18 protein-coding genes are annotated in these 18,306 nt (G+C 74.4%); 16 read left to right on the forward strand and 2 right to left on the reverse strand.

Annotation, left to right across the window (positions count from 1 at the left end; all coding sequences use genetic code 11):
- The first annotated feature begins 56 nt into the window (after nt 1-56).
- The 16 genes from ACFCZN_RS10545 (at nt 57) to ACFCZN_RS10620 (ending at nt 16,437) form a co-directional block, all read left to right on the forward strand.
- Nucleotides 57-593, forward strand: coding sequence for an alternate-type signal peptide domain-containing protein (locus ACFCZN_RS10545; RefSeq protein ID WP_429763637.1), 537 nt, complete (start codon nt 57-59; stop codon nt 591-593).
- A gap of 7 nt (nt 594-600) precedes the next feature.
- Nucleotides 601-1,965, forward strand: coding sequence for a signal peptidase I (locus ACFCZN_RS10550; protein ID WP_430556742.1), 1,365 nt, complete (start codon nt 601-603; stop codon nt 1,963-1,965).
- Entirely contained in the window at nt 1,958-2,848 is an 891-nt protein-coding gene (locus tag ACFCZN_RS10555; protein WP_430556743.1) for a hypothetical protein, read from the forward strand. The genes ACFCZN_RS10550 and ACFCZN_RS10555 overlap by 8 nt, the downstream gene beginning before the upstream one ends.
- A gap of 43 nt (nt 2,849-2,891) precedes the next feature.
- Nucleotides 2,892-3,536, forward strand: a complete 645-nt coding sequence (pdxT, locus tag ACFCZN_RS10560) for a pyridoxal 5'-phosphate synthase glutaminase subunit PdxT (RefSeq protein ID WP_429763633.1) — start codon at nt 2,892-2,894, stop codon at nt 3,534-3,536.
- Between the two features lie 7 nt (nt 3,537-3,543).
- Entirely contained in the window at nt 3,544-4,302 is a 759-nt protein-coding gene (locus ACFCZN_RS10565; protein ID WP_429763632.1) for a YebC/PmpR family DNA-binding transcriptional regulator, read from the forward strand.
- A 54-nt stretch (nt 4,303-4,356) separates the two neighbouring features.
- A complete protein-coding gene (gene ruvC, locus ACFCZN_RS10570) occupies nt 4,357-4,947 on the forward strand; it encodes a crossover junction endodeoxyribonuclease RuvC (RefSeq protein WP_429763631.1) in 591 nt (196 codons plus the stop codon).
- Between the two features lie 163 nt (nt 4,948-5,110).
- Nucleotides 5,111-5,749 (forward strand): Holliday junction branch migration protein RuvA, encoded by a 639-nt coding sequence (gene ruvA / locus ACFCZN_RS10575; RefSeq protein ID WP_430556744.1) that lies wholly within the window; start codon nt 5,111-5,113, stop codon nt 5,747-5,749.
- On the forward strand, nt 5,742-6,833 hold the full coding sequence (gene ruvB, locus ACFCZN_RS10580) for a Holliday junction branch migration DNA helicase RuvB (protein ID WP_430556745.1): 1,092 nt from the start codon (nt 5,742-5,744) through the stop codon (nt 6,831-6,833). Before ruvA ends, ruvB begins: the two co-directional genes overlap by 8 nt.
- 166 nt (nt 6,834-6,999) lie before the next feature.
- The gene (yajC, locus tag ACFCZN_RS10585; RefSeq protein WP_429763628.1) at nt 7,000-7,443 is read left to right on the forward strand and encodes a preprotein translocase subunit YajC; all 444 of its coding nucleotides are present in this window, start codon (nt 7,000-7,002) and stop codon (nt 7,441-7,443) included.
- Between the two features lie 187 nt (nt 7,444-7,630).
- Nucleotides 7,631-9,691 (forward strand): protein translocase subunit SecD, encoded by a 2,061-nt coding sequence (secD, locus tag ACFCZN_RS10590; protein ID WP_430556746.1) that lies wholly within the window; start codon nt 7,631-7,633, stop codon nt 9,689-9,691.
- Entirely contained in the window at nt 9,691-10,788 is a 1,098-nt protein-coding gene (gene secF, locus ACFCZN_RS10595) for a protein translocase subunit SecF (RefSeq protein WP_429763626.1), read from the forward strand. The genes secD and secF overlap by 1 nt, the downstream gene beginning before the upstream one ends.
- A 15-nt stretch (nt 10,789-10,803) precedes the next feature.
- The gene (locus ACFCZN_RS10600) at nt 10,804-11,430 is read left to right on the forward strand and encodes an adenine phosphoribosyltransferase (protein ID WP_429763625.1); all 627 of its coding nucleotides are present in this window, start codon (nt 10,804-10,806) and stop codon (nt 11,428-11,430) included.
- A gap of 53 nt (nt 11,431-11,483) precedes the next feature.
- The gene (locus ACFCZN_RS10605; RefSeq protein WP_429763624.1) at nt 11,484-13,850 is read left to right on the forward strand and encodes a RelA/SpoT family protein; all 2,367 of its coding nucleotides are present in this window, start codon (nt 11,484-11,486) and stop codon (nt 13,848-13,850) included.
- Between the two features lie 400 nt (nt 13,851-14,250).
- On the forward strand, nt 14,251-14,649 hold the full coding sequence (locus ACFCZN_RS10610) for a hypothetical protein (RefSeq protein WP_430556747.1): 399 nt from the start codon (nt 14,251-14,253) through the stop codon (nt 14,647-14,649).
- 10 nt (nt 14,650-14,659) lie between these two features.
- Nucleotides 14,660-15,814 carry an ATP-dependent DNA ligase gene (locus ACFCZN_RS10615; RefSeq protein ID WP_430556748.1) on the forward strand — a complete coding sequence of 385 codons (1,155 nt, stop codon included), beginning with the start codon at nt 14,660-14,662 and terminating at the stop codon, nt 15,812-15,814.
- Nucleotides 15,815-15,894: 80 nt separating this feature from the next.
- A complete protein-coding gene (locus tag ACFCZN_RS10620) occupies nt 15,895-16,437 on the forward strand; it encodes a dihydrofolate reductase family protein (protein ID WP_429763620.1) in 543 nt (180 codons plus the stop codon).
- Between the two features lie 3 nt (nt 16,438-16,440).
- Here ACFCZN_RS10620 and ACFCZN_RS10625 read toward each other — a convergent pair whose 3' ends face one another.
- Together ACFCZN_RS10625 and ACFCZN_RS10630 are read right to left on the reverse strand one after the other, a co-directional pair.
- The gene (locus ACFCZN_RS10625; RefSeq protein ID WP_430556749.1) at nt 16,441-17,529 is read right to left on the reverse strand and encodes a DNA polymerase domain-containing protein; all 1,089 of its coding nucleotides are present in this window, start codon (nt 17,527-17,529) and stop codon (nt 16,441-16,443) included.
- Between the two features lie 10 nt (nt 17,530-17,539).
- Complete coding sequence (locus ACFCZN_RS10630) at nt 17,540-18,226, reverse strand: hypothetical protein (RefSeq protein ID WP_430556750.1); 687 nt, start codon at nt 18,224-18,226, stop codon at nt 17,540-17,542.
- Nucleotides 18,227-18,306: the final 80 nt, after the last annotated feature.

Below are 18,306 nucleotides of genomic sequence, written 5' to 3' on the forward strand. Positions count from 1 at the left end.
GTCGTCTCATCGGGCCGCACGCAGGGGTGCGGACAGAGCGGCAGGGGGATGTCGACATGAACCGACTGACGAAGGCTGCGATCGCCGTAGGAGGGGCCGCCGTCCTGCTCGTCGGCGGCGCCCAGACGATCGCCTACTGGACGGCACAGGGCACGGCCACCGGGTCGGACGTCACCGCCGGCACGCTCACGATGTCGGACGGGGCGTGCGGCGACTGGACCCTCGACGGCGGCGGCTCGGTCGCGGCGGGCATCGTGCCGGGCGACACGGTCACCACCACCTGCACGCTGGCGGTGGGGGGCACCGGTGACCATCTGGCGCTGGGCGAGATCACCGTCTCGTCGCCGACCTGGGCGGCGGAGAACGCGCTCACGGGCGCGCTCGACCTCAGCCTCACCTCGGCGACCCTGGGCGGCGAGACGCTGGAGCTCCCGCTGACCGAGCCGGTCCCGGTCGGCGAGACCGACTCGCTCGTCGTCAACCTCGAGGCGGCGTTCGACACGGCCGCGGGGAACGACACGCAGGCGCTGACCGCCGCGCTCGAGGACGTCACGGTCCAGGTCACGCAGGCGCACGTCGTCCCCGCTCCCTGAGCGCGCCGTGGCTGCGGCACCGCGCCCGGGCCGTGTCGTGGGACGCGCGGCGGGGCGCGTCCTCGCGTGCGTCGTCCTGCTGGTCGCGGGCGGGGCCCTGCTCCTCGTCGTCCTGGTTCCGCGCCTGGCCGGCGCCACACCGTACGGCGTGGCGACCGGGTCGATGCGCCCCGCGCTCGACGTCGGCACGCTCGTGGTGGTGCGCCCGGTCGACGTGGACGAGATCACGACCGGACAGGTGGTCACGTACCAGCTGCGCTCCGGGGACCCCACGGTCGTGACGCACCGGGTGGTCGGCCTCGGCACCACCGTCGACGGGGAGCGGACGCTGCTGACCCGGGGTGACGCGAACGCGGTCGCCGACCCGGAGCCCGTGCGGGCCGTGCAGGTGCGCGGCACGCTCTGGTACGCCGTCCCGCAACTGGGCCGCCTCATGGGTCTCGGGACGCCCGAGCAGCGGGGGTTCCTCACGACCGGCGTCGCGGTCCTCCTCCTGGGGTACGCGTCGTGGCTCGTCGCGGGCGAGGTCCGGGAGCGGCGGGGGCGCCGGTCGTCCGGCGCGGGGGAGCCCCCGTCGGCCCCCGGCTCAGGCGTCGGGCACCGGGCCGAGCGTTCCGCCCGACGGGCTCGCGACCTGGTGGCCGGCGGCGCCGCCGGCCGCGGGCGGTGCGCGGAAGGGCGACGGCCGATGAGGGGCGAAGGGCGCCGTGTCGCGACGTGCGGGGCCGCGCTCGTCGCCGGGGTGCTGCTGGCGCCGGCGCCGGCGGCGGGAGCGTACGGCGGCCCCGAGCACGGAGGCGTGGCGCTGAGTGTGGACGGCCGCCGCTGGACGACCGACCTCGAGGCGGCGCTCTTCGGCTCCACGCCCTGGACGCCGGGCGAGACGCGCCGGGCCGTGCTGCTCGTGCGCAACGACGGGCCCGGCCCGGCCGGCAGCCGCGTCGCCGTCTCGGTCGGGGACGGGGTGACCGGCCACGGAGCCTCCGCCCTCGCAGAGGCGGTGCAGGTCCGGGTGCGCCCGGAGGGGGGCAGGTGGTCCGACGGCGCGGGGTCCGCCCCGGTGCTGCTCGCCGAGTCGGAGGTGCTGCCCGTCACGGTGGAGGCGTCGCTCGACCGCGCGGCGGGGAACGAGACGCAGGGCGGGACCGTCCCCGTGGACGTGCTCGTGACGTTGGCGGGCGACGGGCCGCCGGACAGCGGAGGCGAGCAGGACGGCGGGCGCCGACAGGCCGACGACGTCCCCGACGGCCCGGGCGCGCTCGCACGGACCGGTGGACAGCCGCTGCCGGTGCTGCTCGCGGCCGCGGGTGCCGTCGCGGCCGGCGTGCTGCTGAATCGTGCCCGCCCGCGAGGGGGCGACCACCGTGCCTGAGCCGGCGCGGGCCGGGGCGACCGTGCGCCGCGTCGCGGTCCTGGTGGTCGCGGCGATGGTGTGCGTGCTCGCCGGGGGCGGGATCGCCTGGGCCTGGTGGCGCGGGGCGGGCACCGCGGCGGCGCCGACGACCCAGATCTCTGCGGGCACGGTGGACGTGCAGGTCGCGAACCTCGGCAACGGCCTCGTGGGCCGCGGGGGCACGGTCAGCCTGCCCGCTCTCGCGCTCCCCGGCGCGGTGCCGGGCTCCGGCGCGTCCGAGATCGTCACGGTGCGCAACGGCGGCTCCCGTTCCGCCACGGTGACCGCGACGACCTCACGGACCGGGACGCTCGGGACGGCGTTCACGACGAGCGCGTCGTTCGGCGCGGCGGACACGGGGACCGGCTGCGGCGCGGGGTCCGGTGGCACCGCCACGATCCCGGCGGGCGGGACCGTGGCGCTGTGCGTGGCGGTGGCGGTCTCGGCCGCGGCCCCCTCTGCCACCCAGGGCCAGAGCGGGGGCGTGTCCGTGGCGCTGGCGGCGACGATCCCGGGCACGTCGTGGAACGACACGGGCACGGTGACCAGCGCCGCGGTCTCCGCCGCGACGGTCGCCGCCCCGACGAACCTGACGTGCGGCCTGCTGGGGATCGGGTCGGTGACGTTCAACTGGACGGCGGCGACCGGCGCCACCCGCTACACGTTCGGCTACGGTCCGGGCGGGAACACCACGGTGCAGGTGGCCGCGGGGACGACGAGTCACCAGGTCACCGCGACGGCGAACAACGCGACGGCCCAGGTCCGCGCGGACCGCGTCTACCCGGGAGCGACATGGAGCTCGGCGTGGTCCAACACGCGGCGGTACTCGATCACGCTGGGCCTGCTCGGCACCTGCACCTGAGCACGTTGCGGCCTTCGCCGACGGTCGCCCCTACACTGCCCCGGTGACCACGACGATCGGAGTCCTCGCCCTGCAGGGCGACGTCCGCGAGCACGCGGCCGCGCTCGAGCAGGCGGGGGCGCGCGCCGTGAGCGTGCGCCGCCCGTCCGAGCTGGACGCGGTCGAGGGGCTCGTCCTGCCCGGCGGCGAGTCGACGACGATCGACAAGCTGCTGCGGCTGTTCGAGCTCGCCGACCCGCTGCGGCGGCTGATCGGCGAGGGGCTGCCCGTGTTCGGCTCGTGCGCGGGGATGATCCTGCTCGCGGACCGCATCGAGGGCGGCACCGCCGACCAGCGCACGCTGGGCGGGATGGACGTCGTCGTGCGGCGCAACGCGTTCGGCCGCCAGGTGGACTCGTTCGAGGCGGACCTGCAGGTCGCGGGCGTCTCGGACGCGCCGGGCGGGCGCCCGGTGCGCACCGCCTTCATCCGCGCTCCGTGGGTCGAGGAGGCCGGGCCGGACGTCGAGGTGCTCGCCCGCATGCCGGACCGCTGGGCGGACGGCTCCACGGTGGGGCCCGCCGCCGGTAAGATCGTCGCAGCACGTCAGGGACGGCTGCTCGCCACCGCGTTCCACCCGGAGATCACGGGGGACGCGCGCGTGCACGGGTTGTTCGTCCGGCTCGTCCAAGCATCGCGAAGGAGTTAGGGAGCGCATGTCAGGTCACTCCAAGTGGGCCACGACCAAGCACAAGAAGGCGGCGATCGACGCCAAGCGCGGCAAGCTTTTCGCGAAGCTGATCAAGAACATCGAGGTCGCCGCGCGCACGGGCGGCGGCGACCCGGCCGGCAACCCCACGCTGTTCGACGCCATCCAGAAGGCGAAGAAGTCGTCGGTCCCCAACGACAACATCGACCGCGCGCTCAAGCGCGGCTCCGGCGAGGGCGCCGACGCCGTCGACTACCAGACGATCATGTACGAGGGTTACGGCGCGAACGGCATCGCCGTCCTCGTCGAGTGCCTCACGGACAACAAGAACCGTGCCGCCTCCGAGGTGCGCCTCGCGTTCTCCCGCAACGGCGGCAACCTGGCCGACCCGGGCTCCGTGTCCTACCTGTTCTCCCGCAAGGGCCTCGTCGTGGTGCCGAAGGCGGAGGGCGTCACGGAGGACGACGTCATGCTCGCCGCGCTCGACGCGGGCGCCGAGGAGGTCAGCGACGAGGGCGACGTCATCGAGGTCCTCTCGGAGGCCACCGACCTCGTCGCCGTGCGCACGGCGATCCAGGAGGCCGGCATCGAGTACGACTCGGCCGACTCCATCTGGCACCCCTCCATGGAGGTCGAGGTCGACGTGGAGGGCGCGCGCAAGATCATGCGCCTCATCGACGCGCTCGAGGACAGCGACGACGTGCAGAACGTCTACGCGAACTTCGACGCCTCCGACGAGGTCATGGCGGCCCTCGACGAGGAGTGACGGCTCCCGGCGCGGGTCGGCCGTCCGCGGCCGCCCGCGTGAGAGGGTGACGACGTGCGCGTGCTGGGGGTGGACCCGGGTCTGACCCGGTGCGGGGTCGGCGTCGTCGACTCGTTGCCGGGCCGCAAGGCCCGGATGGTCGACGTCGGGGTCGTGCGCAGCGAGCCCGAGCTGAGCGTCGACCTCCGGCTGCTGCGCGTCGCCGAGGGGCTCGAGGAGTGGCTCGAGCGCACGGTGCCCGACGTCGTCGCCGTGGAGCGCGTCTTCGCCCAGAACAACCGCGGCACCGTGATGGGCACCGCGCAGGTCGCCGGCCTCGCGATGGTCGCGGCCGCCCGGCGCGGCGTCCCGGTCGCGATGCACACGCCGAGCGAGGTGAAGGCCGCCGTCACCGGGTCCGGCCGCGCCGACAAGGAGCAGGTGCAGCGCATGATCGCGCGCATCCTCGGGCTCGACGAGCTGCCGCGGCCGGCCGACGCCGCCGACGCGCTCGCCCTCGCCGTCACGCACCTGTGGCGGCCGTCCGGAGCGCTCCAGGGTGGCGAGCGGAACGAGCTCACCCCGGCCCAGCGCGCCTGGGCGGCGGCCGAGCGCACCGCGCGCACCGGCTCGCACCGCGGCGCCCCCTCCCGAGCCCGGCGCTGAGCGGGACCCGGGCCGCCCGGTCGCCGTCGCGCGGCTCGTCGTGCGGCTCGTCGAGTGTCGCCCGCCCCGGCGTCGGCGCCGGTTGTTACAGTGACGCCTCGTACGGGTGTTCGACGGCCGTGTCGACGGACATCTCGACGGCCTCTTCGACGGAAGGACCACGGTGATCGCCTCCCTGACCGGCACGGTCACGCACGTGACGCTGGAGCGGGCCGTGCTCGACGTCGGCGGGGTCGGGTACCTCGTGCACGCCACCCCGGGCACCCTCGCCGGCCTGCGGGTGGGGGAGCGGGCCCAGCTGCACACCACGCTGGTCGTCCGTGAGGACTCGATGACGGTGTTCGGCTTCGCGGAGGCGGACGAACGGGAGGTCTTCGAGACCGCCCAGTCCGTGTCCGGCGTCGGGCCCCGGATCGCTCTCGCCATGCTCGCCGTGCTGACCCCCGACGCCCTGCGCCGCGCCGTCGCGTCCGAGGACCTCGCGGCGCTGCGCCGCATCCCCGGTGTCGGCCCCAAGAGCGCCCAGCGCATGGTGCTCGAGCTGTCCGGCAAGCTGGGCGCCCCGACGTCCGCCGCCGCCGGCGCCGTCGTGCCCGACGCGCCGCCCGTCGCCGCGGGAGACCCGGCGCGCGACCAGGTGGTCGAGGCGCTCGTGGGCCTGGGCTGGGCCGCCAAGGTCGCCCAGGACACCGTCGACCGGGTCCTCGCGGACGCGGGCGACGACCGCCCGGCCGACAGCCCGATCGACGTCGCGGCCACGCTGCGCGCGGCGCTGCGCTCCCTGGGCGGCCGCCGTGGCTGAGGCGGACCCGGAGTACGGCGGGGAGCGGCTCGTCACCTCCTCGGCCGACGACGTCGAGCGCGCGGCCGAGGCGGCGCTGCGCCCGAAGAAGCTGGACGAGTTCGTCGGGCAGCGGGTGGTGCGCGACCAGCTCTCCCTGGTCCTGCAGGCGGCCCTGGCCCGCGACGCGTCACCCGATCACGTCCTGCTGTCCGGCCCGCCCGGGCTCGGCAAGACCACGCTGGCGATGATCATCGCCGCCGAGCTCGGCACCTCGCTGCGGGTCACGAGCGGCCCGGCGATCCAGCACGCGGGCGACCTCGCGGCGGTGCTGTCCTCGCTGGAGGAGGGCGAGGTCCTCTTAATCGACGAGATCCACCGGCTGGCCCGCCCGGCCGAGGAGCTGCTGTACGTCGCGATGGAGGACTTCCGCGTCGACGTCGTCGTCGGCAAGGGGGCGGGCGCGAGCGCGATCCCGCTGGCGCTGCCGCCGTTCACCGTCGTCGGCGCGACGACGAGGTCGGGCCTGCTGCCCGCCCCGCTGCGCGACCGCTTCGGGTTCACCGGGCACCTCGACTTCTACGACGCCGCCGAGCTGGAGCGCGTCATCACCCGGTCCGCCGGCCTGCTCGGCGTCGACATCCAGCACGCCGCAGCGCACGAGATCGCGGGCCGGTCGCGCGGCACCCCCCGCATCGCCAACCGCCTGCTGCGCCGCGTGCGCGACTGGGCCCAGGTGCGCGGGGACGGCAGCCTCGACCTCCGGGCGGCCCGGGCGGCGCTGGAGGTCTACGAGGTCGACCCGATCGGCCTCGACCGGCTGGACCGTGCCGTGCTCGACGCCGTCTGCCGCCGGTTCGCCGGCGGTCCCGTGGGCCTGGGCACGCTCGCGATGACCGTGGGTGAGGAGCCGGACACCGTGGAGACGGTGGCCGAGCCGTACCTCGTCCGCGAAGGGCTCCTGGGCCGCACGCCGCGCGGCCGGGTCGCCACGCAGGCCGCCTGGGAGCACCTCGGGCTCGAGCCGCCGCCCGGCGCGTGGGGCGCGCCGCTCGGGGGAACCCTGTTCGACGGGTCCGACAGGGACGCCGGGCCGCCCCAGTAGACTGGGAGCGCCCCCGGCCGCCGACGGCCCAGGGCCGGAACTCGACGGGTGCCGTGCTCGTTGGGGGCCGTGTGCGCAGGACTCTGCGCCGGCGTGCCGACCGGTGCGCCCCCGACGCCCGGCAGTCGGTCGACGACCGTCGGGCAGCGACAGACAAGGACGCTCCGTGGAACTCATCATCCTCTTCGTGGTCCTCGCCGGCCTCATGTTCTTCATGAGCCAGCGGACGCGCAAGCAGCAGAAGCAGCAGGCCGAGTTCCGGTCGCAGCTCGAGCCGGGTCAGGAGGTCATGACCGGTTCGGGCCTGTTCGGCACGGTCGTGGAGATCGACGAGGCGACCGACACCGTCACCATCGAGACCGGCCCCGGCGGCGCGCAGACCCGCTGGCTGCGCGCGGCCATCGCCAAGCGCGTGGACGCGCCGGTCGAGGAGCCCGTGGCCGAGGCCGACGAGACCGACGTCACAAGCGACTCCTCCGCGACCGGTACGATCACCTCCGGCGACGGTCACATCGACGTCCCCGACGACCTGTCGAGCCTGGACACCGCGCAGCGGGAGTACCGGGAGCAGCAGCGTCGTGACGAGGGCGAGGCCGGCACCACCAAGTGACAGCATCGAAGTGACAGCACCAGCGACATGGGACGGCGGGCGCTCGCGCCCGTCGGCCTGACGACGCGCCGGTCGGGGTGATCCCGGCCGGCGCCATCACGCGCCGGCCCCGCGGCGGCGCGCAGACGGGAAGAGACAGAAGTTGGCGAACTCACGCACGAAGCGGTCGCGTCCGGTACGCACCCTCGTGGTCTTCACGATCCTGACGATCGTCCTGCCGTTCCTCGCCCTCGGCGCCGGCGTCTTCTGGGACGCCAAGTCCGACTCCAACCCGGACGGCGCGAGCTGGGCCCCGGGGCTGGCGCTCGACCTGCAGGGCGGCACGCAGCTGATCCTGAAGGCGGACACCACCGACGGGTCGCAGGTGACGTCGGCGACGATCGACGAGTCGATCAACGTCATCCGTCAGCGCATCGACTCCTCGGGCGTGTCCGAGGCGGAGATCACCGCGCAGGGCTCCCAGAACATCGTCGTCGGGATCCCCGGCGAGGTGTCGCAGGAGACCATCGACCTCATCTCGCAGCCGGCGCAGATGCGCTTCCGCCCGGTGCTGACGTACGCCGCGGGCACGCCGACCCCCGAGCCGTCCGCCTCGCCCAGCGCCGACGCCGGCGACGCGGCGCAGGACGACGCCGCCAAGGACGACGCGGCCAAGGACGACGCGGCCGCTGAGGACGCCGCCGGCGACGCGCCGAGCGGCAAGGGCGCGGGTGCGCCGCTGTCCGTCCCGGCGGACGTCGACCCGTCGGCCACGCCGACCGCCACCGCGACCCCGACCGAGGGCGACGACGCGGACCCGTCGCCGTCGGCGACCCCGGAGGGCGAGGAGGCAGCAGCCTCCGACCCGAGCGACCTGGCGCAGATCACGCCGGAGATCCAGAAGCAGTTCGAGCAGCTCGACTGCACCGACCCCGCCAACCTCAAGGGCGGCGGCGGGGACGACCCGGACAAGCCGCTGGTGACGTGCGGCGAGCAGGACGGGCTGAAGTACATCCTCGGCCCGATGGAGGTCGACGGCGTGCACATCTCGTCGGCGAGCTCCGGCCTCGTCCCCGGCGCGAACGGCACCACCACCAACGAGTGGGGCGTCTTCCTCAACTTCGACTCCGTGGGCACGAAGGAGTTCCGCGAGACCACGACCCGTCTGCAGGGCCTCGAGGCGCCGCGCAACCAGTTCGCCATCGTCCTGGACGGGCTCGTCGTCTCGGCGCCGTCCCTGTCCCCGGGCACGATCATCTCCAACGGCCAGGCGACGATCTCCGGGTCGTTCACGCGCGACTCCGCGGCCACGCTGGCCAACCAGCTGAGCTTCGGCGCCCTGCCGGTGCAGTACACGGTCGAGAGCCAGGAGGTCATCTCCGCGACCCTCGGCTCCGAGCAGCTGCGCAACGGCCTGATCGCCGGCCTCATCGGCCTCGCGCTCGTCGTCGTGTACTCGCTGCTGCAGTACCGCACGCTCGGCCTGCTGACGGTCGCGTCGCTGGTGGTCGCGGGCGTGATCACCTACGTGTCGATCGCCCTGCTCTCCTGGGGGATGGGCTATCGGCTCTCGCTCGCGGGCGTCGCCGGCCTGATCGTCGCCATCGGCTTCACGGCGGACTCGTTCATCGTGTACTTCGAACGGATCCGCGACGAGCTGCGCGACGGGCGGACCCTCGCCTACGCGGTCGAGCGCGGCTGGGCCCGCGCCCGGCGCACGGTGCTCGCCGCCAAGGCCGTCAACCTGATCTCCGCGATCATCCTGTACTTCCTCGCCGTGGGCGGCGTGCAGGGCTTCGCGTTCACCCTGGGTCTGACCACGATCATCGACGTCGCCGTCGTGTTCTGGTTCACGCACCCGATGATGGAGGTCATCACCAAGATCCCGTTCTTCCGGGACGGCCACCTGTGGTCGGGCCTGTCGCCCGAGCGCCTGCGCGCGAGCTCCGGCCCGCGGTACGCGGGCGCCGGCCGGGTGCGGATGCCGCAGCCCGCCGTGGCCGGCGCCGCCTCCGAGGGCGCCGACACCGGCGCCGAGGCGCCGGGCGAGCGCGTGGTCGCCGAGCCCGTGCACAGCGGTGCACGGCAGGCCCCCGCGGCCCCCGTCACCGACGCCTCCGGGCGCCGGCTGACGATCGCCGAGCGGCGCGCGGCCGAGCGCCGGGCGGCCGCGGAGGAGGCGGACCCGCAGCCGGACGCAGGACCGGGCGACGGATCGCCCTCGGCGACCGGTGAGAACCATTCCGGCACGAACGAGGAGAGCCGCTGATGGCCGGCATGCACTTCGCCCAGTGGGGCAACGACCTGTACACGGGCCGGCGGTCCTACCCGATCGTGCAGCGCCGCAAGCGCTGGTTCACGATCGTGGGCATCCTCGCCGTCGCGTCGATCGCCGTGATCCTGATCAAGGGCCTCACCCTCGGCATCGACTTCCGCGGCGGCACGGAGTTCACGGTGAACGACGCGAGCTCCACGGAGCAGCAGGTCGCGATCGACGCGGTGCACGAGGTGCTCCCGAACGAGGAGCCCCGCGTCGCGATCGTGGGCGGCTCGGCGGTCCGGGTGCAGACCGAGACGGTCACGCCGGAGCAGGAGGCCGCCCTGGTCACGGGCCTCGCCACCGCGTACGACGTCGACGAGTCCGCGGTGACGACGTCCTTCGTCGGCCCGACCTGGGGCGCGGGCGTCTCCATGCGGGCGCTGTGGGGCACCGTGGTGTTCGTGGTGGCCGCGGCGCTGTTCATGGCCGTGTACTTCCGCGCCTGGCGGATGTCCGTGGCGGCGATCGTCGCGATGCTCGCCGACCTGCTCATCTCGGCCGGCGTCTACGCGGCCATCGGCTGGGAGGTCACGCCGTCGACGATCATCGGCTTCCTCACCATCCTCGGCTTCTCGCTCTACGACAAGATGGTCGTGTTCGACAAGGTCCGCGAGAACACGGCGGACGTGCTCACGCAGACCCGCAGCACGTACGCGGAGCGCGCCAACCTCGCCGTGAACCAGACCCTCGTGCGCTCGATCAACACGTCGGTCGTGGCGCTCCTGCCGGTGGCGAGCATCCTCTTCGTCGGCGCGTTCCTGCTGGGGGCGGGCACGCTCCGCGACCTGTCGCTGTCGCTGTTCGTCGGTATCGCCGTCGGCGCCGCGTCGTCGCTCTTCCTCGCGACGCCGCTCGACGTCGCGCTGCGGGATCGCGAGCCGAAGATCGCCGCGCACACGAAGGCGGTCCTGGCGGAGCGCGCCGGCCTGGTCGCGGAGGGCGGCCACGACGCCGAGGTCGCGGCGTTCACGACCGGGTCTGCGCAGCTGATCCCGGGCCAGCACCAGGGCAACCGCGCCCAGCCGCGCCGCAAGCGCGGACACTGAGCCGGGGGTCACGCGATGGATGACAGCTCAGGCTTCGGCGTGCCCGGCGGCGGGCGCCCCGGCGACCGTCCGGACGACATCGTCCTGGACGGGCTCCGGGGGCTCGGCGCCGAGCGAGCGGCGGAGGTGCGCGCGCTGATCCGCGACGTGCCGGACTACCCGCACCCGCCCGTCGTGTTCCGCGACATCACCCCGCTGCTCGCGGACGGCCCGGCGCTGGCGGACGTCGTGGAGGCGTTCGCCCGCCTCGTGGACGCGGACGGCGGCGTGGACGTCGTCGCGGGCATGGAGGCGCGGGGCTTCCTCCTGGGGGCGCCGCTCGCCACTCGCCTCGGGGTGGGGTTCCTGCCGCTGCGCAAGGCGGGCAAGCTGCCGCCGCCGGTGGAACGGGTGGACTACGACCTCGAGTACGGCTCCGCCGCGATCGAGCTGCGCACGGGAACACTCGAGGCGGGGGCGCGTGTTCTCCTGGTCGACGACGTGCTCGCGACCGGCGGCACGGCGTGCGCGGCGGCCGAGCTCGTGGAGCGGTCGGGCGGCCAGGTGGTCGCCCTGGCGTTCCTGCTCGAGCTCGCCGGCCTGGGCGGACGCGACAGGCTGACCGGACGGACGGTCGAGGCTCTGCTCCGCGTGGAGTCGTAGACTTGCCGTCCCGGCCGGCGGCGACCCCGCGGTGGTTGCGGAAGGAGGCGCAGATGAGCGACGAGACGAAGGTCGTGCGCGCCGCCAACGCGCCCCAGGGATCGACCGGGCAGGGGGCGGTCCCGGGCCGCGGCTCGGGGTCCGGCCGGAGCGTGCGCAACCGGCTCGTGCGGCTCGGGGTGCGGGGCGCGCCGCCCACGACGCCGGCGCTGGAGCCGGTGCTCCAGGCTGTGCGCACCAACCACCCGAAGTCCGACCTCTCGGTGCTCGAGCGCGCCTACGCGACGGCCGAGCGGTGTCACCGGGGCCAGGAGCGCAAGTCCGGCGACCCGTACATCACGCACCCTGTCGCCGTGGCGACCATCCTCGCCGAGCTCGGGTTCGACGGCGCGACCCTGGCGGCCGCGCTGTTGCACGACACGGTCGAGGACACGGACTACGGGCTCGACGAGCTGACCCGCGAGTACGGCGAGGAGATCGCCATGCTCGTCGACGGGGTCACCAAGCTGGACAAGGTGAAGTACGGCGACGCCGCCCAGGCGGAGACCGTGCGCAAGATGGTCGTCGCGATGGCCAAGGACATCCGCGTGCTGGTCATCAAGCTCGCGGACCGGCTGCACAACGCCCGCACGTGGAAGTACGTCTCCGGCTCGTCGGCGCAGCGCAAGGCGCGCGAGACGCTCGAGATCTACGCCCCGCTGGCGCACCGGCTGGGCATGAACACCATCAAGTGGGAGCTGGAGGACCTGTCCTTCCAGACGCTCTACCCCAAGGTGTACGACGAGATCGTGCACCTGGTGGCGGAGCGCGCGCCCGCCCGCGAGGAGTACCTGTCGGTGGTGCGGGAGCAGATCTCCGCCGACCTGCGCAGCGCGAAGATCAAGGCGACGGTCACCGGCCGCCCGAAGCACTACTACTCGATCTACCAGAAGATGATCGTCCGCGGGCACGACTTCGCGGAGATCTACGACCTGGTCGGCACGCGCGTCCTCGTGGACACGGTGCGGGACTGCTACGCGGTGCTCGGCGCGCTCCACGCGCGCTGGAACCCGGTCCCGGGCCGCTTCAAGGACTACATCGCGATGCCGAAGTTCAACATGTACCAGTCGCTGCACACGACGGTCGTGGGCCCTGGCGGCAAGCCCGTCGAGATCCAGATCCGCACGCACGACATGCACCGTCGCGCGGAGTACGGCGTCGCCGCGCACTGGAAGTACAAGCAGATGGCGCCGGCCGGCAAGACGACGTCGGACGACCCGCGCGCCAACGACATGGCGTGGCTGCGCCAGCTCGTGGACTGGCAGCGCGAGACCGCCGACCCGAGCGAGTTCCTCGACTCGCTGCGCTACGAGATCGGCGGCGCGGAGGTGTACGTCTTCACGCCGAAGGGCGAGGTGATGGCGCTGCCCGCCGGGGCGACGCCGGTCGACTTCGCGTACTCGGTGCACACCGAGGTGGGCCACCGCACCATGGGGGCCCGCGTCAACGGGCGGCTCGTGCCGCTGGACTCGACGCTGCAGAACGGCGACACGGTCGACATCCTCACCTCCAAGGCGGAGTCCGCGGGCCCCTCGCGCGACTGGCTCGCCTTCGTGAAGTCGGCGCGCGCCCGCAACAAGATCCGCCAGTGGTTCACCAAGGAGCGGCGCGAGGAGGCGATCGAGCAGGGCAAGGACGCCATCACCAAGGCGATGCGCAAGCAGAACCTGCCGATCCAGCGCCTGCTCAGCCACGAGGCGCTGGTCGGGCTGGCGAACGACATGCGCTACGCCGACGTCTCCGCGCTCTACGCGGCGGTGGGCGAGGGGCACGCGTCCGCGCCGCACGTCGTCGACCTGCTGGTCAAGTCGCTGGGCGGCGAGGAGGGCACCGAGGAGGACGCCGCGGAGGCCGCGGCCCCCGGCCGCCCGTCGCGCCGCGGCCGCACCGGCGACCCCGGCGTCGTCGTCAAGGGCGTGGACGACATCTGGGTGAAGCTCGCCAAGTGCTGCACCCCGGTGCCCGGCGACTCGATCGTCGGCTTCGTGACCCGCGGCGCGGGCGTCAGCGTGCACCGCGCGGACTGCGCCAACGCCGAGCAGCTGGCCAAGGCGCAGCCCGAGCGCATGGTGGACGTGTCCTGGACCACGGGCGCCAACACGATGTTCCTGGTGCAGATCCAGGTCGAGGCGCTCGACCGGTCGCGGCTGCTGTCCGACGTCACCAAGGTGCTGTCGGACTACCACGTCAACATCCTGTCGGCGTCGGTCTCGACGTCGTCCGACCGGATCGCCCTGTCGAAGTTCGTCTTCGAGATGGCGGAGCCCGGCCACCTGCAGCAGGTGCTCACCGCGGTGCGCAAGGTGGACGGCGTCTTCGACGTCTACCGCATCACCGGGACGAGGGCCGCCGACGTGCACCAGGAGTCGGCGGGAGCCTGAGCGACTCCAGCAGCCCCGGCCGGTCGGGGCGGGGAGCCGCACGGCGCCGTCGGCGCGCAGCCCGCTGAGCAGGAGGCCGACGAGCCGGCGCGAGGCGACCACGGCCTCCTCCGGCGTGGCGGCCACGACGCCGCTGTCGGCCATGACGACGAGCGCGAGGTCGTCGCGGGTGACGGGCGAACAGCTCGCGCGCCGCGGCGACGATCCGGTCGCGGTTGCGGGCGTCGGCCCGCAGCGCGGCCGTGGCGCCGTCCGCGGGGCGCGCGGCCGGGCGGGTGCGAGAGAGCTCGGCGGTCATCGCTCTCACTCCAGGCGGAAGTGGACGAGTCGTTCCGGTTGCCTTGCTAGCGTGACGGGGCGCTGACCGGCGTCCCCGCCGCGCGTCAGGAAGGAACACCTCATGCCGAGCCTGGCCTCGCCCCGCTCCCGCCGCTTCGTCACCCGGTTCAACGCCGGGGTTCTCGCCTGGCGCAGGTCGCCCCGCTGGGGCGGAGCGCTCCGCCGCACCCTCACGATCGTCCGGTACACGGGGCGCCGGTCGGGGCGCGAGTTCGCGATCCCGGTCGGGTACCGCCGCCGGGGGGACGAGGTCGTCATCGGGGTCGGGATGCCGGACGCCAAGAGCTGGTGGCGCAACTTCCTGGGCGAGGGCGCCCCCCTGACGGTCGAGCTCGACGGCGCCGAGCGCGGAGGGCACGCGGTCGCGCACCGGGACGACGCCGGCAGGGTGACCGTCCGGGTGCGGCTCGAGGCCCCCAGGCTCCGGCGAGCGGAGGTGCCGGCCCACCTCCCGGAGTAGGTTCGCCAGCATGACGCTGCCGCTCGAACCGCCCGTGCTGCCCATGCTCGCGAAGTCGGTGCCGGACGTGCCGGACCAGCCTCCGGGCGACGACGTCTGGGTGTACGAGCCGAAGTGGGACGGGTTCCGCGCCCTGGTGTTCCGCGACGGCGACGACGTGCGGATCGACTCCCGCAACGGTCGGCCGATGCAGCGCTACTTCCCGGACGTGGTGGACGCGGCGCTCGACGCGCTGCCGCAGCGCTGCGTCGTCGACGGCGAGATCGTGGTCGCGCGCCCCGGGGACGGCGCGGCCCGGGCGGCGCACCTGGACTTCGACGCCCTGGGCCAGCGGATCCACCCCGCCGAGTCGCGGGTGCGGCTTCTCGCGTCGGAGACGCCGGCCAGCCTCGTCGTCTTCGACGTCCTCGCCCTCGGCGGCGACGACCTGTCCGGGCGGCCGCTGCGCGAACGGCTCGAGGCGCTCGACGGGCTGGCGCTCGACGGGCCGCAGGTGCACGCCACGCCCCGCACGCAGGACGCCGGCGTCGCGCGCGACTGGTTCGAGGCGTTCGAGGGCGCGGGCCTCGACGGCGTGGTCGCGAAACGGCTCGACGACCCGTACCAGCCGAACAAGCGGGCGCTGCTGAAGATCAAGCACGCCCGCACGGCCGACGTGGTCCTCGCCGGCTACCGGCTGCACAAGACGTCGACGCCCTCGACGCCGCTCATCGGCTCGCTCCTGCTGGGCCTGTACGCACAGGAGGACGACCCCGACAGCCTGCAGTTCGTCGGCGTCTCCGCGTCGTTCCCCGCCGCGCGCCGGGCGGCCCTGCACGCCGAGCTCGCACCGCTCGTCGTGGAACCGGGCACCGAGGACGCCGCCGCGCACCCGTGGGCGGACTGGCAGGACCCGGCGGTCGCGGACGGCAGCGCGGGCGAGAGGCGCCCGAGAGCGCAGTCGCGCTGGAGCGCCGGCAAGGACCTGTCCTTCACGCCGCTGCGCGTGGAGCGGGTGCTGGAGGTCGGCTATGACCACATGGAGGGCGCGCGCTTCCGGCACACCGCGCAGTTCAAGCGGTGGCGCCCCGACCGCGAGCCGTCGTCGTGCACCTACGACCAGCTCGAGGAACCGGTCGGCTACGACCTCGCGAGCCTCCTGCCCGGGGCTCCGGGCACCGCCTGAGCCCACCGATCGGCGGGCCGCCGATGAGTCGAGGCCCCGGGGCAGGTCTGGGGAGCATGGGCACACTGAGGTACGGACTGATGAGCTGTTCCATCGACGGCTACGTGGCCGACGCGTCGGGCGACTTCGACTGGGGCGCACCGGACGACGCCGTCCACGCGTTCATCAACGACCGGGTCCGGGACGTGCGGACCTTCGTCGTGGGCCGCCGCATGTTCGAGACGATGCGCGTGTGGGACACGTGGGAGCCCGGGCAGAGCGACGCCGCGGACGAGTTCGCCGAGATCTGGCGCGGGATCGACAAGATCGTCTGCTCCGACGGCCTCGTGGCGGAGCAGGGCACGGTCGACGCGCCCCGCACCACGCTCGAGGCGCGCCTCACCCCCGAGCGCCTGGCCGAGATCGCGGCGGGGACCGACGGCGTCGTCGAGGTCTCGGGCCCGACGACCGCCGCGGTGGCGCTGCTGGCCGGAGTGGTCGACGAGATGACGGTACGCGTGGTGCCGCACGTCGCCGGCGGCGGGCTGCGCCTGCTGCCCGACGGGATGCAGGCCGACCTCACGCGCGCCGAGTGCGTCCCGCTCGGCGACGGGTCGGTCTTCCTGCGGTACACGCGTCCCTGACGGTCAGGTGCGCTTGCGGTCGGTGTCCCGGCTGGGCTGCACACGCTTGGGCTCGCCGGGCATCTTGGGATACTCCGGCGGGTAGGGCAGGTCGCCCAGGCCGTGCTCCTCCTCGTCGCGGCGCGCGAGCTCGAGCGCGGCGTCGAGAGAGCAGTCCAGCCCCGGGTCGCGGTCGGCGCGCAGGGCGGCGAACAGGTCGCCGCGCTCGGCGAACCGGGCGGGGACGGTCGTGACGTCGAAGTCGTCCGGGTGCACCTCGCCGACCTCGTCCCACTCCAGCGGGGTGGAGACGGTGGCGCGCTTGTTCGCCCGGACGGAGTACGCGGAGGCGATGGTGCGGTCGCGGGCCATCTGGTTGTAGTCGACGAAGATCGCCTCGCCCCGCTCCTCCTTCCACCACTTCGTCGTGACCTGGTCGGGGAGGCGGCGCTCCAGCTCGCGGCCGACCGCGATCGTGGCGCGCCGGGCCTGCTGGAAGGACCAGCGGGGCGCGAGCGGGACGAAGACGTGCAGGCCGCGCCCGCCCGAGGTCTTGGGGTACCCGGTGAGCCCGAGCTCCGTGAGCAGGTCGCGCAGGTGGGGCGCGACGGCCGCGGCGTCGTCGAAGGAGGTGCCGGGCTGCGGGTCGAGGTCGATGCGCAGCTGGTCGACCGCCTCGACGTCGTCGCGGCGCACGGGCCACGGGTGGAAGGTCAGGGTGCCGAGGTTCGCCGCCCAGGCGATGACGGCGAGCTCGGTCGGCGCCACCTCGTCGGCGGTGCGCCCGCTGGGGAAGGCGATGGTCGCGGTCTCGACCCAGTCGGGGGCTCCCTTGGGCAGCCGCTTCTGGTAGAAGGCGTCGCCGCGGTTGTCGGCGCGCGTCGCCATCACCGCCTCGGGCCACCAGCCCTTCGGCCACCGCTCGAGCGTCGTGGGCCGGTGCAGCAGCGCGCCGAGGATCCCGTCGCCCACCGACAGGAAGTACTCGACGATCTCGCGCTTCGTAAGGCCCGGGCGGTCGGGCAGCTCGGGGAAGACGACGCGGTCGGGGCTGGAGACGCGCACGGCGCGGCCAGCGGCGTCGAGCTCGACGGCGGGTGCGGCGGAGGCCATGCGGCTCAACCTAGGGCAGGGCGGCGGGCGCCGCACGGAGGGCGGCGGCCCGGGCCAGCACGCGGCGGGCCCGCGGGCGTCCGACGACGCGGACGCGACGTTCCAGCAGCGCGGCCGCGTCCGGGAGAGCGAGGCCGCAGGAGTCCGCGACGACGCGGGCGAGGCGGGTCGCGTCCTCCTCGCCCGGCACGTGCACCGCCACGTCGACCACGGTCCGCAGCGGCGCGGTCACCCGCACCCCGGCCAGCTCGACGACGTCGCCGCGCAGCAGCGGCGCCTGCCACACGAGCCCCGCTCCCCAGAGCTCGGGCCGGTGCCCGCCGGCCGGGTAGGTGACGTCGAGGTGCTCGGCGGACCGGGTGCCCGCCAGCCGGCCGGCGTGCACCCACGCCGCCGTGCGCCCGGCGGCCACGGCCCCCGCGGGCAGCGACCCGGCCAGCAGCGCGGCCCGCAGCACGGGGGTCACGGTCGTGCCGGCGACGACGGCCGCGTCGTCGCGCACCACCTCGAGGGAGCCGTCGCGCACGAGGACGTCCCACGCCGCCCGCCCGCCGACGTCCGCCGGGCGTACCAGGGGACCGGACGCGCGTCCCGGCGCCGTGAGCAGGTCACCGAGCCGCCGCGGAGCGACCGGGGACCGGAGGCGGTCGCCCGTGGGTGGGCCGGGCGGTGCGGGGACGACGACGAAGGGGCTCACGACGCGGAAACTATCCGGTCGTGAGCCCCTTCGGGCACCGCCTGTGGATCGTCGCGCGCACGCGCCGTCCGGTCGGGCCC

It is taken from the genome of Isoptericola sp. NPDC056134 (genome assembly GCF_042264825.1).
In the GTDB taxonomy this organism is placed as follows: Bacteria; Actinomycetota; Actinomycetes; order Actinomycetales; family Cellulomonadaceae; genus Isoptericola; species Isoptericola nanjingensis.